The organism is Limimaricola cinnabarinus (assembly GCF_047631075.1).
Taxonomy (GTDB): domain Bacteria; phylum Pseudomonadota; class Alphaproteobacteria; order Rhodobacterales; family Rhodobacteraceae; genus Limimaricola; species Limimaricola cinnabarinus.
On sequence record NZ_JBLHYX010000001.1, the window covers coordinates 1 to 25,106 of the forward strand.

26 protein-coding genes, 1 tRNA gene and 2 pseudogenes are annotated in these 25,106 nt (G+C 65.6%); 11 read left to right on the forward strand and 18 right to left on the reverse strand.

The window, feature by feature from the left end; genetic code table 11:
• The coding region (locus tag ACJASC_RS00005; protein WP_462806363.1) for a phospholipase D-like domain-containing protein at nucleotides 1-433 on the reverse strand (433 nt) is incomplete at its 3' end.
• A 493-nt stretch (nucleotides 434-926) separates the two neighbouring features.
• Between ACJASC_RS00005 and ACJASC_RS00010 the strand changes: the two genes are divergently transcribed.
• On the forward strand, nucleotides 927-2,312 hold the full coding sequence (locus ACJASC_RS00010; protein WP_415142498.1) for an IS1182 family transposase: 1,386 nt from the start codon (nucleotides 927-929) through the stop codon (nucleotides 2,310-2,312).
• A 120-nt stretch (nucleotides 2,313-2,432) separates the two neighbouring features.
• Here ACJASC_RS00010 and ACJASC_RS00015 read toward each other — a convergent pair whose 3' ends face one another.
• The 3 genes from ACJASC_RS00015 to ACJASC_RS00025 form a co-directional block, all read right to left on the reverse strand.
• Nucleotides 2,433-3,101, reverse strand: coding sequence for a transmembrane anchor protein (locus tag ACJASC_RS00015; RefSeq protein WP_415142500.1), 669 nt, complete (start codon nucleotides 3,099-3,101; stop codon nucleotides 2,433-2,435).
• A 19-nt stretch (nucleotides 3,102-3,120) separates the two neighbouring features.
• Entirely contained in the window at nucleotides 3,121-3,849 is a 729-nt protein-coding gene (locus tag ACJASC_RS00020; protein ID WP_415142502.1) for a HupE/UreJ family protein, read from the reverse strand.
• A 61-nt stretch (nucleotides 3,850-3,910) separates the two neighbouring features.
• Nucleotides 3,911-4,213 carry a hypothetical protein gene (locus tag ACJASC_RS00025; protein ID WP_415142504.1) on the reverse strand — a complete coding sequence of 101 codons (303 nt, stop codon included), beginning with the start codon at nucleotides 4,211-4,213 and terminating at the stop codon, nucleotides 3,911-3,913.
• Between the two features lie 135 nt (nucleotides 4,214-4,348).
• Between ACJASC_RS00025 and ACJASC_RS00030 the strand changes: the two genes are divergently transcribed.
• Both ACJASC_RS00030 and ACJASC_RS00035 read left to right on the forward strand, forming a co-directional pair.
• Nucleotides 4,349-4,609: a metal-sensing transcriptional repressor gene (locus ACJASC_RS00030; RefSeq protein ID WP_415142506.1), complete on the forward strand. Its 261-nt coding sequence runs from the start codon at nucleotides 4,349-4,351 to the stop codon at nucleotides 4,607-4,609.
• 7 nt (nucleotides 4,610-4,616) lie between these two features.
• On the forward strand, nucleotides 4,617-5,939 hold the full coding sequence (locus tag ACJASC_RS00035; protein WP_415142508.1) for an MFS transporter: 1,323 nt from the start codon (nucleotides 4,617-4,619) through the stop codon (nucleotides 5,937-5,939).
• A gap of 3 nt (nucleotides 5,940-5,942) precedes the next feature.
• Here ACJASC_RS00035 and chrA read toward each other — a convergent pair whose 3' ends face one another.
• From chrA to ACJASC_RS00060, 5 genes and pseudogenes are all read right to left on the reverse strand, one after another.
• The gene (gene chrA / locus ACJASC_RS00040; protein WP_415142510.1) at nucleotides 5,943-7,346 is read right to left on the reverse strand and encodes a chromate efflux transporter; all 1,404 of its coding nucleotides are present in this window, start codon (nucleotides 7,344-7,346) and stop codon (nucleotides 5,943-5,945) included.
• Nucleotides 7,346-7,543: a chromate resistance protein ChrB domain-containing protein gene (locus ACJASC_RS00045; protein ID WP_415142512.1), complete on the reverse strand. Its 198-nt coding sequence runs from the start codon at nucleotides 7,541-7,543 to the stop codon at nucleotides 7,346-7,348. Before ACJASC_RS00045 ends, chrA begins: the two co-directional genes overlap by 1 nt.
• A 264-nt stretch (nucleotides 7,544-7,807) precedes the next feature.
• A pseudogene (locus ACJASC_RS00050) lies at nucleotides 7,808-8,861 on the reverse strand (IS110 family RNA-guided transposase).
• Between the two features lie 92 nt (nucleotides 8,862-8,953).
• Nucleotides 8,954-9,223: pseudogene (locus ACJASC_RS00055) on the reverse strand (transposase); the annotation flags it as partial.
• Between the two features lie 100 nt (nucleotides 9,224-9,323).
• Complete coding sequence (locus ACJASC_RS00060) at nucleotides 9,324-9,755, reverse strand: MerR family transcriptional regulator (RefSeq protein ID WP_021695834.1); 432 nt, start codon at nucleotides 9,753-9,755, stop codon at nucleotides 9,324-9,326.
• A gap of 173 nt (nucleotides 9,756-9,928) precedes the next feature.
• On the opposite strand from ACJASC_RS00060, the gene merF reads away from it, so the two are divergent.
• The 5 genes from merF to ACJASC_RS00085 all read left to right on the forward strand — a co-directional run bounded on the left by merF (nucleotide 9,929) and on the right by ACJASC_RS00085 (nucleotide 14,350).
• Nucleotides 9,929-10,138 (forward strand): mercury resistance system transport protein MerF, encoded by a 210-nt coding sequence (gene merF / locus ACJASC_RS00065; protein ID WP_021695835.1) that lies wholly within the window; start codon nucleotides 9,929-9,931, stop codon nucleotides 10,136-10,138.
• A gap of 12 nt (nucleotides 10,139-10,150) precedes the next feature.
• Nucleotides 10,151-11,566, forward strand: a complete 1,416-nt coding sequence (gene merA, locus ACJASC_RS00070; RefSeq protein WP_415142517.1) for a mercury(II) reductase — start codon at nucleotides 10,151-10,153, stop codon at nucleotides 11,564-11,566.
• Nucleotides 11,567-11,570: 4 nt separating this feature from the next.
• Nucleotides 11,571-11,933, forward strand: a complete 363-nt coding sequence (locus tag ACJASC_RS00075) for a hypothetical protein (protein WP_415142519.1) — start codon at nucleotides 11,571-11,573, stop codon at nucleotides 11,931-11,933.
• Between the two features lie 47 nt (nucleotides 11,934-11,980).
• Nucleotides 11,981-13,327: a dihydrolipoyl dehydrogenase family protein gene (locus ACJASC_RS00080; RefSeq protein WP_415142521.1), complete on the forward strand. Its 1,347-nt coding sequence runs from the start codon at nucleotides 11,981-11,983 to the stop codon at nucleotides 13,325-13,327.
• A gap of 759 nt (nucleotides 13,328-14,086) precedes the next feature.
• Nucleotides 14,087-14,350: a hypothetical protein gene (locus ACJASC_RS00085; protein ID WP_021692421.1), complete on the forward strand. Its 264-nt coding sequence runs from the start codon at nucleotides 14,087-14,089 to the stop codon at nucleotides 14,348-14,350.
• A 107-nt stretch (nucleotides 14,351-14,457) separates the two neighbouring features.
• Here ACJASC_RS00085 and ACJASC_RS00090 read toward each other — a convergent pair whose 3' ends face one another.
• The 9 genes from ACJASC_RS00090 to ACJASC_RS00130 all read right to left on the reverse strand — a co-directional run bounded on the left by ACJASC_RS00090 (nucleotide 14,458) and on the right by ACJASC_RS00130 (nucleotide 22,554).
• Nucleotides 14,458-15,480, reverse strand: a complete 1,023-nt coding sequence (locus tag ACJASC_RS00090) for an aspartate-semialdehyde dehydrogenase (RefSeq protein ID WP_415142524.1) — start codon at nucleotides 15,478-15,480, stop codon at nucleotides 14,458-14,460.
• A gap of 98 nt (nucleotides 15,481-15,578) precedes the next feature.
• Nucleotides 15,579-15,655, reverse strand: a tRNA-Pro gene (locus ACJASC_RS00095).
• 52 nt (nucleotides 15,656-15,707) lie between these two features.
• Nucleotides 15,708-16,673 carry a DMT family transporter gene (locus ACJASC_RS00100; RefSeq protein WP_045319563.1) on the reverse strand — a complete coding sequence of 322 codons (966 nt, stop codon included), beginning with the start codon at nucleotides 16,671-16,673 and terminating at the stop codon, nucleotides 15,708-15,710.
• Between the two features lie 112 nt (nucleotides 16,674-16,785).
• Entirely contained in the window at nucleotides 16,786-17,892 is a 1,107-nt protein-coding gene (leuB, locus tag ACJASC_RS00105) for a 3-isopropylmalate dehydrogenase (RefSeq protein ID WP_415142526.1), read from the reverse strand.
• 102 nt (nucleotides 17,893-17,994) lie between these two features.
• Nucleotides 17,995-19,098 (reverse strand): endonuclease/exonuclease/phosphatase family protein, encoded by a 1,104-nt coding sequence (locus ACJASC_RS00110; RefSeq protein ID WP_415142528.1) that lies wholly within the window; start codon nucleotides 19,096-19,098, stop codon nucleotides 17,995-17,997.
• Nucleotides 19,095-19,919, reverse strand: a complete 825-nt coding sequence (locus tag ACJASC_RS00115; RefSeq protein WP_369385336.1) for a hypothetical protein — start codon at nucleotides 19,917-19,919, stop codon at nucleotides 19,095-19,097. Before ACJASC_RS00115 ends, ACJASC_RS00110 begins: the two co-directional genes overlap by 4 nt.
• 402 nt (nucleotides 19,920-20,321) lie before the next feature.
• The gene (gene leuD, locus ACJASC_RS00120; protein WP_415142530.1) at nucleotides 20,322-20,927 is read right to left on the reverse strand and encodes a 3-isopropylmalate dehydratase small subunit; all 606 of its coding nucleotides are present in this window, start codon (nucleotides 20,925-20,927) and stop codon (nucleotides 20,322-20,324) included.
• A complete protein-coding gene (gene leuC, locus ACJASC_RS00125; protein ID WP_415142532.1) occupies nucleotides 20,927-22,330 on the reverse strand; it encodes a 3-isopropylmalate dehydratase large subunit in 1,404 nt (467 codons plus the stop codon). The genes leuD and leuC overlap by 1 nt, the downstream gene beginning before the upstream one ends.
• 89 nt (nucleotides 22,331-22,419) lie before the next feature.
• Nucleotides 22,420-22,554, reverse strand: a complete 135-nt coding sequence (locus ACJASC_RS00130; protein WP_200861242.1) for an isopropylmalate isomerase — start codon at nucleotides 22,552-22,554, stop codon at nucleotides 22,420-22,422.
• A 110-nt stretch (nucleotides 22,555-22,664) separates the two neighbouring features.
• Here ACJASC_RS00130 and ACJASC_RS00135 point away from each other — a divergent pair, with 110 nt between their 5' ends.
• The 3 genes from ACJASC_RS00135 to rlmH all read left to right on the forward strand — a co-directional run bounded on the left by ACJASC_RS00135 (nucleotide 22,665) and on the right by rlmH (nucleotide 25,083).
• The gene (locus ACJASC_RS00135) at nucleotides 22,665-24,089 is read left to right on the forward strand and encodes a mechanosensitive ion channel family protein (protein WP_415142535.1); all 1,425 of its coding nucleotides are present in this window, start codon (nucleotides 22,665-22,667) and stop codon (nucleotides 24,087-24,089) included.
• 158 nt (nucleotides 24,090-24,247) lie between these two features.
• Nucleotides 24,248-24,613 (forward strand): ribosome silencing factor, encoded by a 366-nt coding sequence (gene rsfS / locus ACJASC_RS00140; RefSeq protein ID WP_415143036.1) that lies wholly within the window; start codon nucleotides 24,248-24,250, stop codon nucleotides 24,611-24,613.
• Nucleotides 24,613-25,083, forward strand: a complete 471-nt coding sequence (rlmH, locus tag ACJASC_RS00145) for a 23S rRNA (pseudouridine(1915)-N(3))-methyltransferase RlmH (protein WP_415142537.1) — start codon at nucleotides 24,613-24,615, stop codon at nucleotides 25,081-25,083. The genes rsfS and rlmH overlap by 1 nt, the downstream gene beginning before the upstream one ends.
• Nucleotides 25,084-25,106 lie beyond the last annotated feature (23 nt).

Sequence of the window (25,106 nt, forward strand, 5' to 3'; positions counted from 1 at the left end):
CTTGACGGAAGAACCCCCGATCAAGCCTATTTCCACCAGCCGGCACCCGAAGCGGTGGCGGCGTAACCGAAGCGGAAAACCACTTAGAAAACGCCCGGGAACTGTTCAGACAAACCGAACCACCTCTATCCGCGATACCGTCGCCTTTCAAGTGCAGCCCGATCTCGTCGAGAGACTTGTTTTCGGAGGCAGTCTGAGCCCCCCAGTCGAAGCTCGTTACGACGATGTCATCGTGATCCCATAGCAGCGCCTTACCGTGAAGCATTGCGCCTTGGCTTTGGATCTTTCGAAGTTCAGTCCTCCCGCCGCCCATCTCCCCCGCCGCGCGCACATCACGCTTCTTCACCTTGCCAGATGGGATTGAATAGAGCGCTTGCACGGTTTCGATGCGCTCGGACGCCACTTGGGCCGGGTCGAAGACGTTCTGGATCATGGGTGACCCCATCCGGTGATACATCACCATCAAACGCTTTTCCGCCTCATGCGCGACGCGGCGAAGCAGCGGTAGGTGGTCTGGCGCGGCGAGTATGTGAAGGGTTGCGGGAATCTCATCCTCTGTCGGGGTAGCATCGAGTAGCCGTCCGGGCTTCAACCTCAACGCTGTTCGCATGGCCTGCATGGCATCGCGCGACTCGCGAGCCGTTGGCACCGCTGCCGTGATGTCCGCCAAGAGATCAAGGCAGCCGGCAACAGCGTCATCGCGTAGTTCGATCGAGAGCTCGTGGGCTCCGGGCGGGAGAGGTGCCGTTCGCCGTGGTCCGTTCGAGCGATAGTTCAGCGGATCTTGCTGCCGTTCGCTGCGCTTGCTCGATCGCCGCTACGCCTGTGAAGGCCCCATCAAGAAGGGCGTATTCCGTTGAAAAACTCGAACTTGATCGGGGTGCCCTTGGCTGATTCAATTCCCATAGGGGATGGGAGGATCGGCGATGATGGGACCGCGGCAGGAGGCGCAGCCCGCGCTGTTTTACGAGTTCTCGCTTGAGGATCATGTCCCGCAGGACCACCTTCTTCGCTCCATCGACCGGTTTGTGGATCTGTCCGGCATCCGCACCTTCCTCGCCGATTTCTACAGCCATACAGGCCGCCCGTCCGTCGATCCCGAACTCCTGATCCGCATGCTGCTGGTTGGCTATTGCTTCGGTATCCGCTCGGAACGGCGGCTGTGTGAGGAGGTGCATCTGAACCTCGCATACCGGTGGTTCTGCCGGCTTGATCTAAGTGACCGGGTCCCGGACCACTCGACCTTCTCGAAGAACCGCCACGGTCGGTTCCGCGACAGCGAACTGCTGCGGCATCTGTTCGAGACGACCGTAGCGCGCTGCATCGAAGAGGGCCTTGTCAGCGGGCAGCGCATGGCCGTCGATGCCAGCCTGATCGAGGCTGATGCCAACAAGCAGAACTCGACGCCCAAGGAGGAATGGGACGCCGGGAAGATCGACCCCGCTGACGCGCCGCGGGCGGTTCGTGAGTATCTCGATACCTTGGATGAGGCAGCGTTCGGCGCGGCCAGCGAGGTCCAGCCCAAGTTCACGTCGCATTCCGACCCCGCCAGCCAATGGACGGCGGCCCGCAAAGGCCCGGCCTTCTTCAGCTATTCGGATAATTACCTGATCGATACGGACCACGGCGTCATCTTGGATGTGGAGGCGACGCGTTCCATCCGCCAGGCGGAGGTTGGATCGACCAAGGCCATGCTGGATCGGGTCAAGGCTCGGTTCGACCTCCACCCCGAGCGCCTGATCGCAGACACGGCCTACGGCACCGCACCGATGTTGGGCTGGCTGGTCGATCGCAAGATCGCGCCACACATCCCCGTCTTCGACAAATCGGGGCGCAGCGACGGGACCTGGACCCGCGCTGACTTCGAATGGGATGCCGAGAACAACCAATACATCTGCCCGGAGGGCCACGAGCTGAAGCAGTTCCGCCGGAATTATTCCGATCCGAACCGCGGGCCGACCGGGAAGGGCGTCGCCAAATACCGGTGCCTGAAGCATACCTGCCAGGCCTGTCCCTCGAAGTCACGTTGCTGCCCCAACATGGACTTCCGGTCGATCACCCGCGAGGAGCATGAAGACGCACGGCAGGTCGCCCGCGACATCGCGAAGACCGACCAATACGTCCTCTCGATGAAGCTGAGGAAGAAGGTCGAAATGCTCTTCGCTCACCTGAAGCGCATCCTTGGCCTCAACAGGCTCCGATTGCGTGGTCCATGCGGCGCGAAAGACGAATTCCTCCTCGCCGCCACCGCCCAGAACCTCCGCAAACTGGCCAAGATCCTTCCCGCACCGCAGAAAGCCCGGAACGCCTGACGGGACAGGCGTTCGCCCTCTTTCCAATGGCCGTTGTTCTGCGCTCGCGAACGGGTGTTTTTCCACGGAATCGGCGGAGTGCTGCCATTCGCCGCGCGGTGCGGGAATGGCAGCTTTGGTTCAGCTCACATCTTTGAACTCGGCGTATTCGCCGCGCAGCTGGAGCGTCACGGTGGCGTCCTGGCTGTCGCGATTGCGCCAGAACCAGCCATGTTCGCCGCCGAATGCAGCCGGAATGGTGCCCTCGGCCCCGGTGGAGCCGCGGCCCTTCTCATAGGTGATCGACTGGCCGCCGCCATGGCCGTGCAGGTCGAAGTTCACTCGTCCACCATCGACGGTCATGACGTATTCGGCGATCTGGCCTTCGTCCATCACCAGCTTCCACTCGGCGGTGTCGCCGGGGGCCAGCGTGAAGCTGATCTCGTCGCGCCAGGCATCGGCCGCCTCGGTCGCTTCGGCGTCCGCGGGGGCTTCAGTATCCATGGCTTCCTGCGCATGGGCCGTGCCGACGAAGAGCCCGAGGAGGTCGTTTAGCAAACCCGACTGCTCCTCGAAGACCGGTTCCATCTGCCGATCCGCCTCGGCTTCTTCGGCGAGCTGCATCTTGAGTTCGCCCATCTCGGTCAGGCCGATCACGCGACCGATACGGGTGGGGTCGATCCCGTATTCGGCGGGCAGGACCACGGTAACGAGAAGCGCGGCGGCCGAGGCCGCTGCAATGATAGTGGAACGGCGAAGCTGCGCCGAGCTGGGGAGTTCGTCGAGGCTGGGTTTCTTTGCGTTGAACATGAATCTGTTTCCTATCTGGTTACGCGGCGACGAAGAGGCCGGTGAGCTGGTAGCCGACGAGGATGAAGCCGAGGGCCATCATCACGACGTTGGCGGTGTAGGCTTGGCGGAAGAAGTTCGAGGATCTGCGCCAGTAGCCCATGACGATCAGGATCACGGCGAGGGCCATGATCTGGCCGAGCTCGACGCCGATGTTGAACGCCAGGAGGTTGGCCAGAAGCCCTTCGGAGGCGATGTCGTAGTCGAGGATCTTGGTCGCCAAGCCAGTGCCGTGGAAAAAGCCGAAGATCAGCGTCGCGGCCTTGGTGTTGGGCTGGAAGCCGAACCAGCGCTGGTAGGCGCCGAGGTTGTCGAGCGCCTTGTAGACCACCGACAGGCCGATGATGGCGTCGACGACATAGGCGTTGACGCCCCAGCCGAACCAGACGCCGAGCAGCATCGTGGAGGAATGCCCCAGGGCAAACAGGCTGACGTAGATGCCGACATCCTTCATCCGGTAGAGGAAGAAGACGACGCCAAGCAGGAACAGGATATGGTCGTAGCCCGTCACCATGTGCTTGGCGCCGAGATACATGAAGGGGATGATGTTCACCCCCCAGATCTCTTGGATGTAGCCCGCGTCACCCTCGGTGACGTTATGGGCGGCCGCATGGCCCGCGCTCAGCAGGAGCGCGGTCAGGGCAAGAAGGGACAGAAGGGCGCCCCGGCGCGTGCCGGGATCGCTCCAGCCCCGATGGGCTGTGATCATGGATTGGTCTCCACAGGTGTCGTTGTTGATCGGATTGGTGCGCGCGGTCGCGCGCTGCCGATCAGGCGCGTGGAGGTCGTTCGATCAGGAAGGCGCGTGTGGGTCCCGTCGGAACGGCGCCGAGGTGCCAGATGGACCCGACGGCGCTGAACGGCCGGGAGAGCGAGGAGAAGGTCAGCAGGGCGGGGCTGTGGTCATGATCGGCGCCGTCATGGCTGTGCCCGTGCATCGCCCAGTAGAGATCCTCCTCGAAGCCGTGCGAATGGCCGTGCTCGGCGACCATCTCCGCATGCTCCTGGATGGTTTCGAACAGCGCGGGAGCATGGGAGGTCGCGGGCATCACCGACCATAGGAGAATGGCCATGCCAAGGAGCGCCGCAAACACGGTTTGTCCGATTGTCCGCAAGGAAATCATCGGTCCTGCCTGTCCACTCGCCTCGGTCTCGAACGCCCTTTGCGGCGTCTTGCTCTATCCTCCCCGGGGGGATAATTTCAGCTTATGGCAGACCCCCATGTTCACGCAACCCATCCCGCCCTCATCGCTCGGCTGAAACGCGCCGACGGCCACCTGCGCGCGGTCATCGAGATGCTGGAGGCGGGCAAGCCCTGCCTCGACGTCGCCCAGCAGCTTCAGGCGGTCGAGAAGGCGGTGACGAACGCCAAGCGGGTCCTGATCCACGATCACATAGCTCACTGCCTCGACACCGAGGGATCGGACACCGATCGCGCCCAACTCAAGGCGATCTCCCGCTACCTCTGAGGGCAAGATGCTGTCCATCCTCGGCGACCGCACCTATCGACATCTCTTCCTCGCGCAGCTGGCCTCGCTCCTCGGCACGGGGCTTACCACCGTCGCGCTCGGCCTTCTGGCCTATGATCTCGCCGGAGATCGGGCCGGGCTGGTGCTCGGGACGGTCTTCACCATCAAGATGGTGGCTTATGTGGGTATCGCCCCCATCGCCGGGGCCTTCGCGGACCGCGTGCCGCGCCGGGCCCTGCTCGTGGCGCTCGATCTTGTCCGGGCAGGTGTCGTGCTGGCGCTGCCCTTCGTCACCGGGGTCTGGCAGGTTTATATCCTCATCTTCCTGCTGCAATCGGCCTCGGCGGCCTTCACGCCGACTTTTCAGGCCACGATCCCGGATGTGCTGCCGGAAGAGGACCGCTACACGCGCGCGCTGTCGCTCTCGCGCCTGGCCTATGATCTTGAGAACATCGCGAGCCCGATCCTCGCCGGGCTGCTGCTCATGGTTATGTCCTACAGCGCGCTGTTCCTCGGCACTGTCGCGGGCTTTCTCGTCTCCGCGGTTCTGGTGGTCTCGGTCCTGCTGCCGAGCCCGCAGCCCTCGGAGCCGCGAGGCATCTACGACCGCTCGACCCGGGGCATCCGCATTTACTTCGGCACACCTCGCCTGCGCGGGCTGCTGGCGCTGAACCTCGCGGCGGCGGCCGGCGGCGCCATGGTTCTCGTGAACACCGTGGTGCTGGTGCGCGGCGAGCTGGCGCTGCCCGAAAGCGCGCTGGCCTGGACCATGGGCGCGTTCGGCACTGGCTCCATGATCGCGGCGCTCGGTCTGCCGAGGCTGCTCGATCGGGTGCCCGACCGCTTGGTCATGCTGGCCGGCGCGGCTGCGCTGACCACGACACTGGTACTTTTCGCCGCCACCATCCTCGCGTTCGGCCTCTCCTGGCCTCTCCTGCTCGTAGCCTGGCTCGTCGCAGGGGTGGGCTATTCAGCGGTGCTCACGCCGTCGGGGCGCCTGCTGCGGCGGTCCGCGCGGCCCGAGGACCGGCCGGCCATCTTCGCCGCCCAGTTCGCGCTGAGCCACGCTTGCTGGCTGGTCACCTATCCGCTGGCAGGCCTGCTGATGACATTGGCCGGCGCGTCCACGGCGCTGCTGGGGCTGGCCGTGCTGGCATCCTTCGGCATCCTGGTGGCGATCCGCATGTGGCCTCCGCGCGATCCGCAAACCCTGCCGCACAGCCACGAGGATCTGCCGATCGGTCATCCGCATCTCGCTGAGCATGGCGGCCATCACCGCCATGCGCATGCCGTGGTGATCGACCGCTTGCATCCGGAATGGCCCGGCTGAATCTCACGCAGCAAGGCTCCACAGTGCGCCGGCCAGAGCCGCGGCTATCAGGACCGGCAGAACCCCCAGCCGGAACCGGAACAGGGCGATGGCAGCGGCGACAGCAATGAGTGCCGCGACCGGCTCGACGCTTGCTGGCACGGGGAGGTCGACATCGAGCTGCCCGCCGGTCAGCGCGATCTGTCGCGCGAAGAGGCCGTGGACGCCGAACCAGACGGCGAGGTTCAGGATCACGCCAACGATCGCCGCGGTGATCGCCGAAAGCGTCTTGGAGAGTGCCACGTTGCCGCACAGCCGCTCGATGTGCAGGGCCCCGAGGAAGATCCAGAGGAACGACGGCACGAAGGTCACCCCAGTCACAAGGAGCGAGGCCAGCACCGCCGCCACCCACGGATCGAGCCCGCCGGGGTTCCTGAACGCCCCGAGGAAGCCCACGAATTGCACGACCTGGATCAGCGGACCGGGTGTCGTCTCCGCCATGCCAAGCCCGTCGAGCATTTCCGTAGGTGTGAGCCAGTTATGGGTTTCGACCGCCGCCTGGGCGACATAGGCCAGCACTGCGTATGCACCGCCAAAGGTCACCACGGCCATTTGGCTGAAGAACAGCCCCAAACGGGCGAAGGTATGATCGAGGCCGAGCATAGCGAGCAACCCGCTCACCGGCACCAGCCAGAGCGCCAGACATGCCAAGGTGGGCCGCACGGTCGTGTTGCCGCGCCGCGCATGAGGCGGGATCTCCGCGCCGAGCCAAGCCTCGGTATCCTTCGGGCCATCCATTCCACTTCCATGGCCGGCGGGTGCGAAGAATGCGCGTCCACTCAGCGCGGCGGCCCAGCCCGTGATCCCGGCGCCGAGCACGATGACCGGGAACGGCACCGCGAAGACGTGAATGGCGACGAAAGCCAGCGCCGCGAGCGCCAGCGCCGCCCGGCTTCGAAGCGCTCGGCTTCCAATCCGCCAGACGGCCTGCACGACGACCGCGAGCACCGCCGCCTTCAATCCGAGGAACGCCCCTTCGATCGCGGGGACGGCTCCGAAGTGCAGATAGATGAGGCTCAGTGCAAGAATGGCGAGGAAGCCCGGTAGCATGAAGAGCACCCCGGCGACGATGCCGCCCTTCGTGCGATGCAGCAGCCAGCCCAGGTAGATCGCCAGCTGCTGGGCCTCCGGGCCGGGCAGCAGCATGCAGAAGTTGAGGGCGCTTAGAAAGCGCCCCTCGCCGATCCACCGTTTCTCGTCGACGACGATGCGATGCATGACGGCGATCTGCCCGGCGGGTCCGCCGAAGGGCAAGGCGGCGACACGAGCCCAAGTTCGGACGGCCTCCCTGAAGGGGATCCCGGGCCGGCTCACGGGCGGCTCTCGTTGGTCGGCCAGTTGCGCGTTTTGTCCGAAGCGTCCCGGCATCAGCGGTAGAACGCATCATACAAAAAGAGACCCGCCTCCATCTGCGCGTTGTCGTCCGAATACATCCGCGACAATCCGAGCGAGGCTGCGAGCAGGCCCGGAACTTCGGGAGCGAGGTCCGGCCGGGCCGTATCGGCCCCGCGGACGATCCGCGCCAGACGATCAAGTGCCTTGCCTGAAAGCCCGAACTCCTGCACCGTTTATGGATGGCTCCCGCGTGGCAAGGGCTTTCGTGGCGTTTCGGCGACTGGTCGGTTGCGGCCATTTATGCGGCGTCGAGATTGCAGCTCGAAGGCTGTGCGCCCTGATGAAACTCCGCGTCTCGCCTTGGATCCCGATCAATGACACGCGCTCGAAGGTGCTCCGGTTCAAACAGGGTATTCCGGCGATCTGTCCGTCAGTTGGCCATCATGCCACCTTGCATCTCACCGTTTCGTCCGAGGCAAAAGGCCCCGTAGCTCTCAGGCTGCGCGCGCGGCCTCGTATTGTGTCCCATTTCTCAACAGTGCCCAGACGATCCGGGCCATACGGTTGGCCAAGGCGATGGCGGCCTGCTTCGCGGTCTTCCGCTGCAAGATTTGCCACAACCAGTCCTCGCCGGACTGCCCTCGTCGGCGCGACGTGATGACGCCTATCGCGCCGAGATACAGCAGGCGGCGCAGGTAGCGATTGCCCATCTTCGAAATGCGTCCCAGCCGCTCCTTGCCACCGCTCGAATGCGGCTTTGGCGTCAGACCGAGCCAAGCGGACAGATCGCGCGAGGTCCGGAAGCCTGTCACATCCGGCAGGGTCGCTACCAGCGCGGTCGCGGTGATCGGACCGACGCCGGGTGTAGTCTGTAGTCTCTTGGCCGGTGCGCTGGCCTCGGCCTTCCGGCGGATCTCCCGCGTCGACTCGTCGATCTTCTCTTGGGTCTGGAAGAACTGGTCAGCCAGCAGGCGGAGCGGCCCTCGGGCGGAAGCGGGAAGAGCGGCGCGTTCTCCGGCTTCCAGCAGCCTGCCGACGTTGTGGACACCCTTTGCCGCGACGATGCCGAACTTGCCAAGATGGGCCCGGATGGCGTTGGTGATCTGCGTGAGCTGACGGACCAGGAACTCGCGGGCCTTGTGGCAGAGCAGCAGCGCCTGCGTCTCCTCGCTCTTGACCGGAACGAAGCGCATTGAGGGCCGGGTGACCGCTTCACAAATTGCGTTCGTCGGCTTACGCGGCCGCACTGCGGCCACGGTCCTTCTCACCATCGGCTTGGTCCGTCTTGCCGCGCCGAACATACGGTTTGACGTAGGACGGTGGCATCAGGCGGACATCATGTCCGAACTGGCCAAGGGCGCGGGCCCAGTGATGGGACCCGGCACAAGCCTCCATGCCGACGAGGCAGGGTGGCAGGTTCTGGAAGAACTCGAGCATCTGGCTGCGCCGCAACTGCCGCCTAAGAACGACCGCGCCCTCGGCATCAACGCCGTGAAGCTGAAAGACCGATTTGGCGAGATCGACACCGACCGTGATAGGCTGTTCCATGGATGGCTCCCTTCATGGGTTCAGCATGACAGCACCCGATGTGGCAGATTGCGATGCCGGGAGCGGGAGCCATCCACTCCATCAATGGCGCGCCAATGGCGACCCTTTTTTAGGATGTCACGCTCATCCGACACCCGCGCCAGTTCTTTGTTTAGGCGCCAGATCTCGGTGCCCTTCTCCGCCTCTCCGGATGACGCCTTCTCTCCGGATGACGCCTTTGCGAACTTCTTATTTCAGGCGTAGAGCGAATCCGGGCTGTCCCTAAGCCGCTGCAACACCTCCTTGAACGGGTAGGCTCGCTCGGTGATCTGCGCGACCGCGTCCCGCTTGAACTCGTCGCTGAACTTGCTGCTGCTCATCATGGCCTCTTTACCTCAAAATTAGCGAAGAAAGCGCCCACAACACATGGGGCTATTCAATGTTCTCGAACGGCAGCTGCCCGAGGCCCGTGAGCCTCAAGGCTCAGGACGCAGTGTGATTATTCGTAAGAACATCGAGCAAGGGGCAGGCGGGGGTGCTTGCTCCGGTGCAGCGTGAGATCGTCTCGGAGAGGATGGTCTCTATACCTTGGAGGTCGCGGATCTTAGACCGGACCACGTCGAGGTGGTGGCGCCCCATTTTCTCGACATCCGCGCAGGTGTGGCTGCCCCGGTCGACCAGCGACAGCAGGCCTCGGATTTCCTCCATGGTGAAACCGAGTTCCCGGGCGCGCATGATGAAGTTCAGGCGCTCGACATGCGCCTGCCCGTATCGCCGGTGACCGGCCGGGCTGCGCGGCGGATCGGGCATCAGGCCGACGCTTTCGTAGTAGCGGATCGTTTCAAGATTGCAGCCGGTGCACCGCGCCAGTTCCGAGCGCTTCAGCTCGCTCGCGTCGCTGTGATCTGTTGCCATCGAGAAACCCCTTGTTCCTGTAGCTGCTACAGACCCTACCTTGCCAGTCATCATGCAGCAATCAAGGGCGCCGCGATGACATTTGGAGATATGACCACACAGCAGCAGTCAGTGTCGGTTTGCGTCATGGCGAGAGCTCGGTCGTGAGATTCTCGAAGAAACCCACACAATCCATGCCGGACCGAACTAGCCTGCTGAGGTTCGGCCTGATCGGCACGGTGATCGTGGCGCTGTGCTGCTTCACACCGGTGCTGGTCATCCTGCTGGGCGCGGTCGGCCTGTCAGCCCTTCTGGGCTGGCTCGATTACGTGCTGCTGCCGGCGCTCGCCGTGTTCATCGGCATCACCTTCTACGCGCTCTGGCGCCGCCACGCGGCGCGATAGGAAAGGATCGTCATGACGGACTGCTACACTCCCACAAGCAACGGCTACGACCTCGCCGTCATCGGGGCCGGGTCGGCCGGGTTCTCGGCTGCCATCACCGCCGCCGAGGCGGGTACGCGCGTGGCGCTGATAGGTGCGGGCACCCTCGGCGGGACCTGTGTGAATGTCGGCTGCGTGCCCTCCAAGGCGCTCATCCGCGCCGTGGAGAGCCTGCACCACGCCCGCAACGCCGCGCGCTTCGACGGCATCGAGGCGAGCGCCCGCGTTACCGACTGGGCCGCCACGGTGGCGCAGAAGCAGGCTTTGGTCGAGGAGCTGCGCGGCGCGAAATACGCCGACGTGCTGCCCCGATACGAGAATATCGATTACATCGCGGGCCATGCCTGCTTTGGCGATGACGGTCAGCTTACCGTCAATGGGGAGGTCTTCGCCGCCGGGAAGGTGATCATCGCCACCGGCGCGCGCCCGCATGTGCCGCAGATCCCGGGCATCAAGAGCGTCGATACCCTCGACAGCACGTCGGCGCTCGAGCTGACCGAACTGCCCGCGTCGATGCTGGTGCTGGGAGCGGGCTATATCGGCGTTGAGCTAGCGCAGATCTTTGCGCGCGCCGGTGTCGCAGTCACGCTGGTGAGCCGTCGCGGCGTGCTGCCCGAGGCGGAGCCGGAGGTCTCGGCGGCGCTGGAAGGCTACCTCGCCGAGGAGGGCATCCGTCTGATTCGCTTTTCAGGTTATGAGAGGGTTTCGCAGCATGCCGATGCCGTCCGCCTGTTCGGCACCGGCGGCGAGGAGTTGCGCGCCGAGCGCCTGCTGCTCGCCACGGGGCGGGTGCCCAACAGCGAGGGGCTGAACCTCGCGGCGACCGGGATCGCCGTCGATACGCATGGCGGCATCGAAGTCGATGCCCATATGCGCACCGCCAATACCAAAATCTGGGCCGCGGGCGACGTCACCGGGCGCGACCAGTTCGTCTACATGGCGGCCTATGGCGCCAAGATCGCAGCGCGCCACGCGGTGGCAGGAGAGGCGCGGGTCTACGACAATGCGCATATGCCCTGGGTCGTGTTTTCGGACCCGCAAGTTTCGGGTGTCGGTCTGAGCGAGGCGCAGGCCCGGGTCGCAGGGCACGAGATCGTCACCTCGGTTCTGCCGCTCGACGCCGTGCCGCGCGCGCTGGCCGCGCGCGATACCCGCGGGCTGATCAAGCTGGTGGCAGAGGCAGGCAGCAAGCGTCTCTTGGGCGCGCAGATCCTTGCGCCCGAGGGCGCCGACAGCATCCAGACCGCCGCGATGGCGCTGAGGGCGGGGCTGACCTACGAGGAGCTGGGCGACACGATCATGCCCTACCTCACGACGGTCGAAGGGTTGAAGCTCGCCGCGCAGACCTTCGAGAAGGACGTCGCCGCCCTGTCATGCTGTGCGGGGTGACGTGATGCGCAACCGCTCCACGAGCGACCTTCTGGGAACGGCGCGCAGCAGCCTGTTGGCCTGGGGGCTGCCCTTCGGCGCGATGCTGCTGGCGATCTCTTTGCTTGGTGCGCCCAAAACGGTCGTCTGGACGCTGGCGCTTGCCTGGATGGGTAGCGCCTGCCTGATCAATGCCCGGCGCTGCGGCCGGGTGCATTGCCGCTATACCGGGCCGTTCCTGCTGGCGATGATCCTGCCCGTTCTGGGGCATGGCAACGGGCTGGTGCTTCTGGGCGAAAACGGCTGGCTCTGGCTGGGCCTCGTGACGGGGGGCGGCATGGCCGCGATCTGGTGGAGCAGCGAACGACTGCTGGGCCGCTATCGTTGAGGACAGCCACCGTCCCCGACCAAAACCGAATGACACAAGGAGCAGACATGACCGACACCCTCGATCTCATCGTCATTGGCGCCGGCATGGCCGGGATCAGCGCCGCGAAGAAATGCGCCCGCGCCGGCTGGTCCGTCGCCATCGTCGACGAGCTGCCTTATGGTGGCACCTGCGCGCTCAGGGGTTGTGATCCAAAAAAGATGCTGCGCGCTGGCGCAGAGGCCGTCGAAGCGGCGCGGCTGATGTCGGGCAAGGGGGTCACTGGCGAGGCGCGGATCGACTGGCCCGCTCTGATGAAGCACAAGGAGAGCTTCACCGACCCGGTGCCCGAGAGCGTGGAAGGCGGGTTGAAGGAGGCGGGCGTGCGCCCGCTGTATGGCCAGGCCCGCTTTACCGCCAAGGACCGGATCGAGATCGAGGGGCACGGCGAGATCGTCTTTCACCACGCGCTGATCGCCACCGGAGCCAAGCCGCGCCCGCTCGACTTTCTCGGCACAGAGCAGGTGATCGACAGCACCGATTTTCTGAATCTCGAGGAGCTTCCCCGCCGCATCGTCTTCGTCGGCGGCGGCTACATCTCCTTCGAGTTCGCGCATATCGCCGCGCGGGCGGGCGCAGAAGTGACAATCCTCGACCGGGGTGCGCGTCAGCTCAAGATTTTCGACCCCGATCTCGTTGACATGCTGCTCGAGCGCAGCCGCGCCGCCGGGATCGAGATTGTGGCGGAAGCAATGCCCGAGCGGATCGAAGCGGTGGCCGATGCACATCGTGTCGTTTACACGAGGGACGGCGAACGCCACGCCATCGAGGCCGACCTCATCGTTCATGGCGCCGGGCGCGTGCCCGCCATCGACCATCTCGACCCTACCGCCGCCGGAATCGAGACCGAGCATGGCGGCGTGAAGGTGACGCCCTGGCTGCAATCGACCTCCAACCTGCGCATCTTCGCGGCCGGCGACGCCGCGGCTTCGCCCGGCAAACCGCTGACCCCGGTCGCGGTGTTCGAGGGCAAGATTGCCGCGTCGAACATGCTCAAGGGCGAGCGCACCGAGCCGGACTATACCGGCGTGCCGGGTGTGGTCTTCACCATCCCGGAGCTGGCGCGCGTGGGCCTGATGGAGGAGGAGGCGCGCGAGAGGGGCGAAGCCGTAGTGAGCTTCACCGACACCTCGGGCTGGTTCTCGCAGAAGCGCCGTGGCGAAAGCCATGCAGCGGCCAAGGTCATCACCGGCTCGGACGGCAAGATCCTCGGTGCGCATCTCTTCGGCCCGGATTACGCGGAGCTGATCAACTTCTTCTCGCTGGCGATCAAGCTGGGGCTGACGGTGCAGCAGCTGAAGGCAATGCCCGCCGCCTATCCCACTGCCGCATCCGATGTCGGCTCGATGTTCTGAGGAAGCTCGGCCTGTGAGCAGCCATTCGCTGCATGTGGCTTTAAGGGTCGGTATGGGCGGATCGCGACAGGCGCGCCTATGCTGCACCTGCGAAAATCTTACGGTCAACGCGGTCAGTTTGGGCTTGATCCGGACCTTCGCGGCGTCGCTCAGCAATGGTGGCTCAGGGCCGAAAGATGACATTCGAATCGGCACCCGGGCACATCATTAGGGCGAAGAATTATGCGCGTGATCGGCAAAATATTTCGCGCGCAGAACGCTCGAAAACCCTTGTTCTGTGTTCCCCCGCACGGAAAATCATGCGCCCCCCTACAGCCACCTCGCCTGTCGTCCGACCGGGACCGTCCTCTTGCTGCGGGGCCTTCGGGGGACAGGCGAATCTATCAGGGAAGCGGTTCAGCCCCCGGGGTTGCGCCGGGCGCTGGCGAGAAACTTTGGGGTTGCGGGCAGGCGCGTGGTGCATACTTGGAATGCTGTCATTTCAGACTAGGATCGCGGCTTGCAAAAATGCCCGATGGGCAGAGACTTAAGAAGTCCAGCGCTCCTTGAGGTTGTATTCGGATAATGCGGAGATGGGCCGCTTTACCGGCACAAGATTGCGGTATGAGCTCGAAAAGTGTAGTTTCGATGCATTGGTGACGTATCGTCAAAAGGAGCGCGAAGCGTCTCCGATTTGCAATCAGTTCGACGGTCATCCCACGGCGCGATCCGCGCCGGGCCGGGCCGGGATGGGGCCGTCAGTTAAAGATTGGATACGCTATGAGATTCAATGTTCTGGCAGGCTGCGCCATGGGCGTGGCCCTGATCGCGCCGTCCCTGTCACTGGCGCAGGACGTGCTTGGCTATTTCGACGGGGTGATCGCAAAGCTGTCCGAACAGGGCTACCGCGAGGCACGGCTTGTCGATGCCGAGGCGCGCCGGATCGTGGCCTATGACAGCTATGGGAGCGAGGTGTCCCTGATCATCGATGCCCATGAGGGCACGATCCAGTCCTGGGACTACGTTAACATGCGCGATAATTGAGGTGCGCGACAGTGGGGCCGGGGCAGTGGTCCCGGCTCCGCCGGAGAGGGTTGTAGGCGAGGCGGCGCGCAAGGCAAGGCGCCGCCTCGTGCAGGTCTGAGGCGGGCTCAGCCCTTCTTGAGGGCCTTCTGGCCCAGCACTTCGGCGATCTGCACCGCGTTGAGCGCGGCGCCCTTGCGCAGGTTGTCGGATACGCACCACAGGTTCAGGCCGTTCTCGACCGTGCCATCCTGACGGATACGCGAGATGAAGGTGGCATAGTCGCCCACGCATTCGACGGGGGTGACGTAGCCACCGGGCTCGCGCTTGTCGATCACGAGGATGCCGGGGGCCTCGCGCAGGATGTCGCGGGCCTCGTCCTCGTCGAGGAACTCCTCGAATTCGATATTGATCGATTCCGCGTGGCCGACGAAGACCGGGACCCGCACGCAGGTCGCGGTGAGCTTGATCGAGGGGTCGAGGATCTTCTTGGTCTCGACCATCATCTTCCACTCTTCCTTGGTCCCGCCATCTTCCATGAAGACGTCGATATGCGGGATCACGTTGAAGGCGATCTGGCGCGGATAGACCGAAGGCTCGACCTCCTGACCGGGGACATACATGCCCTTGGTCTGGTTCCACAGCTCGTCGATGGCGTCCTTGCCGGTGCCGGAGACGGACTGGTAGGTCGAGACGACGACCCGCTTGATCCGGGCGCGGTCGTGCAGCGGCTTGAGCGCCACCACCATCTGCGCGGTCGAGCAGTTGGGGTTCGCGATGATGTTCTTCTTGGTATAGCCCATCACCGCGTCGGCGTTGACCTCGGGGACCACCAGCGGCACGTCGGGGTCCATGCGGTAGAGCGACGAGTTGTCGATCACCACGCAGCCCTGCGAGGCGGCCTTGGGGGCGTATTCCTTGGTGGCCTCGGAGCCCACGGCAAAGAGCGCGATGTCCCAGCCGGTGAAGTCGAAGGCGGCGAGGTCCTGGGTTTTCAAAGTTCGGTCGCCAAAGCTCACCTCGGTGCCGAGCGAGCGGCGGCTGGCGAGAACGACGATTTCCTCGATCGGAAACGCGCGCTCGTCCAGGATGTTGAGCATTTCGCGACCCACGTTGCCCGTGGCGCCGACGACGACGACCTTGTAGCCCATGTTCTGGAGCCTCCTGAAAGTTCGTGAGGTCCCTACATGTTTCGCCACGGAAGGGAAAGCGTCCGAAGACGTCGCAAGGCTGTCATGCGGGGAAAAACTGGTCGGAGTGAGAGGATTCGAACCTCCGACCCCCTGCTCCCGAAGCAGGTGCGCTACCAGGCTGCGCTACACTCCGACCGTGGCGCCGACCTAACGCCTTGCTTGCGGCTTTGCAAGAGGGCCTGCGCTCATTCCGCGCGGAACCGTCCGGGCCGCAGGAATCGCTTGAGCACGCTGGCGCGGGGGCTCGATCCGGTCTCGTAGCGCAGCCGGGTCCGCGAGACGGGACGATGCGCCGAATTGCCGCCGCGCCCCTCGCGCGCTACGATGTAGATCCCCGAGGCGATGATGATGCCCGCGCCCAGCGCCGTGGGCCCGTCCGGCAATTCGTCGAAGAACAGCGCGCCATAGGCGGTGGCCCAGATGATCTGGCTGTATTGCATCGGCGCGACCACCACCGCCTCGCCGGTGGAGTAGGCCGACACCATGATGCGGCCTGCGATCCAGCCCAGCACCGCGATCAGCGCCATCAGTCCGAAATGCGACACAGGCATCGGCTTGTAGACGAAGGCCAGCGCGGCACCCATCACCACGAAGTTGGCGATCATCGGGTAGAGCAGCAGCACGATGGGCCGCTCCTCGTTGCCGATCTTGCGCACGATGATCGAGGCGGTGGAGCCGCCGATCGCCGCGCCCAGCGCCGCGAGATGCCCCAGCCCCAGCTCGGTCGCGCCGGGGCGCAACACCACCAGAACGCCCACGAGCCCCACCAGCACCGCCCCCCAGCGGCGCGGACCGACGCTTTCGCCCAAGACCGGGATCGCCAGCACGGTGATGATCAGCGGCGAGGCGAAGATGAGGGCGTAGACCTGCGCAAGGGGCAGCACCGAAAAGGCGTAAAAGGCCGAGATCGCGGTGAGCAGACCCGCGGCGGTGCGCAGCGCCACCCACCAAGGATGGCGCGGGCGCAGCGTGCCGGGTTCGGGGTCGCCGATGATCATGAACATCGCCAAAGGGAAGGCGAGCGTCACCGAGAAGAAGATGAGCTGCACCGGCGAGTAGCCGCCACCCAGCACCTTGACGATCACGTCATGCGTGGCGAAGACGCCGAAGGACACGAGCGCCAGCAGCGCGCCTTTCGCATTGTTGCCCATGCGCGTTCTCCCGGTCAGCCTGTTGGTGTTGGCGCCACCATTGGCCGAGCCCGGAGGGCGATGCAAGGCGGGGAGCGGGAGGGCGGGCGGGTTTTCCCCGCCCGCAGGTCGCTCAGAGCGAGGCGTCGAGCGCCTCGACGATCGCGTCGCCCATCTCGGCGGTCGAGATCGGCGTGCCGCCCTCGGGTCCGAGCAGATCGGCGGTGCGCTTGCCATCGGCGAGCACCTTCTCGACGGCCTTCTCCAGCCGTTCGGCCTCGGCGCCCTGATCGAAGCTGTAGCGCAGCGCCATGGCGAAGCTCAGGATGCAGGCGATCGGGTTGGCCTTGCCCTGACCCGCGATGTCGGGGGCCGAGCCGTGCACCGGCTCGTAGAGCGCCTTGGGGCGGCCATTGGCCATCGGCGCGCCGAGGCTTGCCGAGGGCAGCATGCCCAAGCTGCCGGTCAGCATCGCGGCGGCGTCCGACAGCAGGTCGCCGAACAGGTTGTCTGTGACGATCACGTCGAACTGCTTGGGCCAGCGGCAGAGCTGCATCGCGCCTGCATCGGCATACATGTGGCTCAGCTCGACATCCGCGTACTCGGCCTCGTGGATCTCGGTCACCACCTGACGCCAGAGCACGCCCGATTCCATGACGTTGGCCTTCTCCATCGAGCAGACCTTGTTGTTGCGACGGCGGGCCAGCTCGAAGGCCGAGCGCGCGACGCGGGCGATCTCGCTTTCGGTGTAGCGCTGGGTGTTGACGCCGACGCGCTCGTTGCCTTCCTTGTGGATGCCGCGCGGCTCGCCGAAGTAGACGCCGGAGGTCAGCTCGCGCACGATCATGATGTCGAGCCCGGCGACCACGTCGCGCTTGAGCGAGGAGAAATCGGCCAGCGCGTCGAAGCACTGCGCAGGGCGCAGGTTCGAGAACAGGTCCATTTCCTTGCGCAGGCGCAAGAGGCCGCGCTCGGGCTTTTGGGAGAAGTCGAGCGTGTCGTATTTCGGCCCGCCTACGGCGCCGAGCAGCACCGCATCGGCGTTCTGTGCCTTTTCCATGGTCGCATCGGTGAGCGGGGTGCCATGGGCGTCGAAGGCGGCGCCGCCGACGAGATCGTCCTCGACGTCGAAGGCGAGGTCGCGCTTGTCACCGTACCAGCCGATGATCTTCTTCACCTCGTTCATGACTTCGGGACCGATGCCGTCTCCGGCGAGGATCAGAAGGGAAGGATTGGACACGTTGCGCGCTCCGATTTGAAACGAATGGAATGGCGATGCGGTAGCCCGAGGCCGCCGCAGGGTCAAGTTTGCGCGGGGTGTTTCCCGGAGCGGAGCGGGGCGTCACTCCAACTCAACGTCGACCCAGACCAGACGATGCGCCGAGGCGCGGGCCGCGATCTCGGCGATCTCGCCGCCTTCGGGCCAGACCACGCCCGCCTCGATCACTGAAAGGCCCGCGCGCGACGGCAGGATGTAATCGACGCGCAGGTTGCCGGGGCCATCGGGAGCCGCGTCCCAATCGGCGGTGTCGAGGCCGGGGTCGCCCGCGTGATCGGCGTCGGCATGGGCGCGGCCCCCGGCGCTCGCGGGGCGTGGATCGATGAGCCTCGGATCGCCCAGGAGGTCGCGCATCGCAGCACGTCGCCCGGCGCCGTCGGCGGGATCAAGATTGGCCAGGCCGAGGATCGCGAAGGGGGGGGAGGGGGGCGCGCCGAGATCGCCATCCATGAGCCGCTGCCACGCCCGGATCTCGTCGCGGTTGCGCAGCCCGTTGAGATCCTCGGGGCCGTCGAACACCGGCGGCGTCGCGGCGAACCCCATGAGGGTGAGCGGGCCGTCGGGCGTTCGCAGCCGCAGCACCCAATGCCCGGTGCTCGACAATCGCCGCGCCGCCTGCGCCGCCTCGGACGGGAAGGGCGCGCCGTTGGATACGGGTTGGGTCGCGCCGGGGAGGTCACGCCAGAGCATGGGAGTAAGGTCGCGGACCGGTTCCGCCGGAAATCGCGACAGCAGCGCCATCGCGCCGTCGCCGGTAAAGCGCCCATAGCCCTGTGCGTCGCGCGCGGCCCCCTCGCGCCCGTCACCGTCGAGGTCGAGCCCAGAGGCGAGCCCGGCATTGGAGGGCAGGGTCAGCAGATGCGGATAGTCCGGCCCGCCGGTGTCGCGCAGCAGCGTCGCGAAGGCCGCGAGGGCCACGCCTTGCGAGTCGTGGTCGAAGCCGGTCAGCAGCAGGATGTCAGGGGCGGCATGGGCGATGATCCGGGCGGCATCAGAGGCCTGCGCCTCCCCGCGTCGGATGTCGCGCAGCAGCAGGCCGGGCCCGTCACGGCTCAGGCCGGGATCATAGGTGGCGAGGCGGATCGGCTCGGCCGGGGCGGTGCCGGCCAGCAGCAGCGTGGCAAGGACGAGAGGGGCGGCGACACGGGCGCGCGCCCCGGGCGTCATGCGGGGAGCAGCCCGGCCTCGCGCGCCGTGGCGCGTTCGCGCTGGGCCCCGATCATGTCGGCCACGCGTTGCAGCGCCACGCCGCGCATCAAAAGGCTCGCCGGGAGGAAGGCCCAGCCGGTGAGGGTCCAGATCAGCGTGTGCGGGTTCGACAGGTTGAGAGGGCCGAACACCGGCCCGCCAAGGGCCATCAGCGCCGGGATCACGAAGGGCAGCAGGAAGCCCAGCACGAGGTTGAACTGCCCGTCACGGCGCAGCCGCCAGATCACGTCGGGGCCCGCGGTCGGGTCGAAGGTGGGCAGGTTGATCCAGACGTTGAAATTGCCGCTGCGCATCGGCCAGCCGCGAAACCGCAGCATTGCCGCGAAGGTCACCAGCGACCCCAGCGAGATCAGGTAGCTCAGCGCAGCACCGGTGCGCACCTGATCGGCGAGCACGGCGGGCGTGCCCTCGGGCAGGGTCAGCATCACCAACCGCACCGGCGAATAGGGGATGTCGAGCGCATGGCCCAGCGGTGTGGCCAAGGCGACGACGAGAGCGGTGATGGTCGAGGCCTCGCCCGCGGCGTCGCGGATCATCAGCGACAGCAGGAACACCGCCGCGGCCGTGGTCACGAAGCGGATCCGGTTGAAGGGCTGGGCGTCGCGGAATTCGACGAGGCTCGGCGAAAGCGAGGTGTATTCGACCGCCGTGAACAGCCCGGCGGCCAGCGCCACGAGGGCGACGATTTCGGGGGTGCCCGATCCACCTGCCGGCAGCAGCATCGAAGGTGTCGCGATCATCAACACCACCAGCGCCGCTCGCAGGAGTCCTCCTGTCAATCGCGTGACCATAGTCTGCCCATTCCTGCACCGGGCGGCCACGTTTGCTTGTCGCGGCTCTGTACCGGCGTGATACGGCCCATGCGGGCCGATTTGCCTCAATCCTGCCACTATTTGTGCCCTTTCCCGATGAAGGCAGCAACGAATAGTTAACAAGAAGCCCTTGAACTGCGGCGCTTTTGCGACGTGCGAGGCGCAGTAATGGACCCATAATGCGGCATTTCACCCAGAATGAAGCAGGGCCGAGGCTCGTATATAGGGCCAAGCCCCTAACAGGGCACCATATGATGTTGTTCCAAGATGACCTTGCGGCAATATCCGTTCGTACAGGGTTCAAATGCAATGAGGCGGCCCTTGGGGCCGCCTCATTCATGGTCGAATCAACCTTGGATGGATCGGAGGTCAGACCCAGGGCCGGGCCTGACTCGCTTGCGCCTCGAAGCCGTCGATCGAGGTGACCTTCTCCAGGGTCAGGCCGATGTCATCGAGGCCTTCCAACAGGCAATGCTTGCGGAACGGGTCGACCTCGAAGGCGAAGCTCTCGCCCTCGGAGGTGGTCACGGTCTGATTCTCGAGATCGATGTCGAGCCGCGCGTTCGAGCCCTTCTCGGCATCCTTCATCAGCACATCGACCTGCTCTTGCGGCAGCACGATCGGCAGGATGCCGTTCTTGAAGCAGTTGTTGAAGAAGATGTCTGCGAAGCTGGTCGCGATCACGCATTTGATCCCGAAATCCTTGATCGCCCAAGGCGCGTGCTCGCGCGAGGAGCCGCAGCCGAAATTGTCGCCGGCGACGATGATCTCGGCGTTGCGGTAGGCCGGGGTGTTGAGCACGAAATCGGGGTTCTCCGATCCGTCGTCGAGAAAACGCATCTCGGCGAACAGGTTCACGCCCAGCCCCGACCGCTTGATGGTCTTCAGGAACTGCTTGGGGATGATCATGTCCGTGTCGATGTTGACCAGCGGCATGGGGGCGGCGACGCCCGAGAAGCTTTCGAACTTGTCCATCACATCATCTCCCGCACGTCGGTCAAATGTCCGGTGATCGCGGCGGCCGCCGCCATCGCCGGGCTCATCAGGTGGGTGCGCCCGCCCTTGCCCTGACGCCCCTCGAAGTTGCGGTTCGAGGTCGCGGCGCAGCGCTCGCCGGGCGAGAGCTGATCGGGGTTCATGGCAAGACACATCGAGCAGCCCGCGAGGCGCCACTCAAAACCCGCCTCCTTGAAGATGTCGGCCAGGCCCTCTTCCTCGGCCTGCGCGCGCACGAGGCCCGAGCCAGGCACGACCATGGCGCGCATGCCGTCCTTGATCTTCTTGCCCTTGAGGATCGCGGCCGCGGCGCGCAGATCCTCGATCCGGCCATTGGTGCAGGACCCGATGAACACCGTGTCGATCTTGATGTCCTTGAGCGGCGTGCCGGCGGTCAGCCCCATGTAGTCGAGCGCGCGCTTGGCGGCCTCGACCTTGCCGCCCTTGAAGGCTTCGGGCGCGGGCACGACGTCGGTGATCGGCAGCACGTCTTCGGGCGAGGTGCCCCAGGTGACGACCGGTGCAATGTCCTCGCCGCGGATGGTGATGACCTTGTCCCAATGCGCGTCGTCATCGGAATAGAGCGTCTTCCACCAGTCCATCGCGGCCTCCCACTGCGCGGCCTTCGGCGCGTGGGGGCGACCCTTGACGTAGTCGAAGGTCGTCTGGTCGGGCGCGATCAGCCCGGCGCGGGCGCCGCCCTCGATCGCCATGTTGCAGACCGTCATCCGGCCTTCCATCGACAGCGCGCGGATCGCTTCGCCGCAATACTCGATGACATATCCGGTGCCGCCCGCGGTGCCGGTCTTGCCGATCACCGAAAGCGTGATGTCCTTGGCGGTGACGCCCGGCGCCAGCTTGCCGGTGATCTCCACTTTCATGTTCTTGGACTTCGACTGGATCAGCGTCTGGGTCGCGAGCACGTGCTCGACCTCCGATGTGCCGATGCCATGCGCCAGCGCGCCGAAGGCGCCATGCGTCGCGGTGTGGCTGTCGCCGCACACGACCGTCATGCCGGGCAGGGTCCAGCCCTGCTCGGGGCCGACGATGTGGACGATGCCCTGACGCACGTCAGAGACGGGATAGTAGTTGATGCCGAAATCGCGGGCGTTCTTGTCGAGCGCATCCACCTGGATCCGGCTGTCCTCGTTCTCGATGACCTTGTCGCGCCCCTCGGTGGTGGGGACGTTGTGGTCCGGCACGGCGATGGTCTTTTCGGGCGCACGCACCTGGCGGCCCGCCATGCGCAGCCCTTCGAAGGCCTGCGGGCTGGTGACCTCGTGCACGAGGTGGCGGTCGATGTAGATCAGGCTCGAGCCATCCTCGGCCTGATGAACGAGATGGGCGTCCCAGATCTTGTCGTAAAGTGTCTTGCCGGTCATGGGAGATATCCTCTTGCGGCTGGATGTAGGTGACGGGGCGCGATTGCGCGCCCAGGGGTCGATCGGGCGCGCAATCGCGCCCCGCCGCGTCAAAGCCGCGCGAGGATCGTGCAGGTCGCGCCGAAGAACCGCCAAGGCAGCCGCGCGCGATCGTCCATGTCGAAGACCCGTGTCATGGCGCCCAGATACTCCGTCGGACCCTGCGGCACAAGAGGCCCGCGCACGGCCCCACAGGCGCACCTCGCCCCGTCGCGGCGTCAAGACGTCGTGGCGGCTGGACCGGGGGGCGGGGGCGCTACATGCTCCGGAGCAATGAGGCAGGGCGGAGCGGGCGATGGAGCCGGAGACCGGGTTGGACGACGTGGCAGGGGTTGCCACGGCGGAGGCGGGCGAGACCGCCGCCGAGATGGCGCAGCAGGCGGCCGAAGCGCCCGAGGTGATCGCCGCTGCCGCGAGCGATTTCGGCGAACGGCTTCTGCGGGATGCCGAACGGGTGACGCAGGGCGTGATGCAGCCCTGGAACGCCTGGCAGGTCGCGATCCTGCTCGGGGCCTTCGTGCTGGCGCATCTGGGCCGGGCCTGGCTTGGGCCGAAGCTGCACGACTGGATGCGCAAACGCAGCGGCTGGCCGCGCTGGCGGATGCGCTACGCGGTGACGCTGCACCGGCGGCTGCGCGCGGTGTTGTTCGTGGTGCTGGCCTGGATCGCCGTCGCCGTGGTCGAACAGCTGGCGCCCTTGGGCGGCGCGGCCGTGCTCCGGATCGTGGCCAATCTCGCCACGGGGTGGCTTTTCGTAGCGCTGGTGTCGCGCCTGATCTCGAACCCGCTGCTGCGCGGCGTGGTGCGTTACGGCGCCTGGACCTGGATCACGCTGCGCATCCTCGACCTGACGAACGAAACCGCGCGGCTGCTCGACAGCCTCTCGATCGATCTGGGCGATCTGCGGATCTCGGTACTTCTGGTGCTCAAGGCGGCGCTGGTGCTGGGCGTGGCCTTCTTCATCGCGCGCCTGCTGGCGCGCACCTCGGCGCACCGGATCGAGAGCAACCGCGAGATCAGCCCCTCAATGCAGGTGCTGGCGGTCAAGCTGTCGCAGCTTCTGTTCTACGGCATCGCGGTCTTCGTCGGGCTGCGGGCGGTGGGGGTCGACCTGACCGGCCTCGCCGTGCTGTCGGGCGCGATCGGCGTGGGCCTGGGCTTTGGCCTGCAAAAGGTCGTGTCAAACCTCGTCTCGGGGCTGATCATCCTTCTGGACAAGTCGATCAAACCCGGTGACGTCATCTCGCTCGGCGAGACCTTCGGCTGGATCTCGACTCTGGGCGCGCGCTACGCCTCCGTCGTCACCCGCGACGGCAAGGAATACCTGATTCCGAACGAGGACCTGATCACCACGCAGGTGGTCAACTGGACCCATTCCGACAACTCGGTGCGCATCGATATCTCCTTCGGCGCCTCTTACGGCGACGACCCGCACCTCGTGCGGCGGGTCTCGACCGCCGCCGCAGCGGGCTGCACGCGGGTTCTGGAAAAGCCCGCCCCCGTCTGCCATATCACCGCCTTCGGCGATTCGAGCGTGGACTATACCCTGCGCTTCTGGATCGACGATGCGACGGCGGGGCTCACCAATATCCGCGGCGACGTGTTCCTCGCGCTTTGGGATGCGTTCAAGGCCGAGGGCATCTCGATTCCCTTTCCGCAACGCGAGGTTCGGGTGCTCGATGGCTCCGCCTTGCGTGTCGCGCAACCCGCCGCCGAGTGACGGCAGGCGAGGACCGGGATCGTTGAAAACGGACCCCTGCCTTGCTACATTGAACATATGCCCGGCGCCGGGGCAAAGTCGGCGGCGTGAAACCGGAGGATGATGACCTGTCCCTTTCCACCCAAGCGGCGCAAGCTGCTCCCCAGGGCGCGGGCCTGATGGCCGGGGCGCCCTCCGCGACGAGCGAAAAGCTGCTGGCAGCGATCCTCGTCTCCCTCGATGACGACAAGGCCGAAGAGGTCGTGCAGATCGATCTGCGCGGGCGTTCCGAGATGGGCGATTACATGGTGATCGCCTCGGGCCGCTCGACCCGTCAGGTCGCCGCCATCGCCGAACACCTGACCGACAAGCTCAAGCAGGAATACGGCGTGCTCTCGAAGACCGAGGGCAAGGAAACCGGCGACTGGGTGCTGATCGACACCGGCGACGTGATCGTGCACGTGTTCCGACCCGAGGTGCGCGAGTTCTACCAGCTGGAGAAGATGTGGGCGCCTTCCGGGGCGGCCGCCGATAGCTTCCGCTGATGCGCGTCAGGATCTGCGCGGTGGGCCGGATGAAATCCGGCCCCGAACGCGCGCTGGTCGACGACTACACCACCCGGTTCGACCGAACCGGGCGGGCGCTGGGCCTCGGCCCTCTCACCATCAGCGAAGTCGACGACCGCAAGGGTGGCGGCATGGCCGCCGAGGCCGCGCTCTTGGACCGTGCCATTCCGGACGGCGCCGTGATCTGTGCCATGGACGAGCGCGGTCGCGAGATGACCTCGCCCGATTTCGCGCAGATGCTCGCGGGCTGGCGCGATCAGGGCCGCGCGGAAATCGCCTTCGTGATCGGCGGTGCCGACGGGATCGACCCCGCCTTGCGCATTCGCACCGATGCCATGCTCTCCTTCGGGCCGATGGTCTGGCCGCACATGCTGGTGCGCGCGATGCTGTGCGAACAGCTCTACCGCGCGGCCTCGATCCTCGCCGGATCGCCCTATCACAGGGTCTGATCCCGCCTTGGTGGACATCGCCG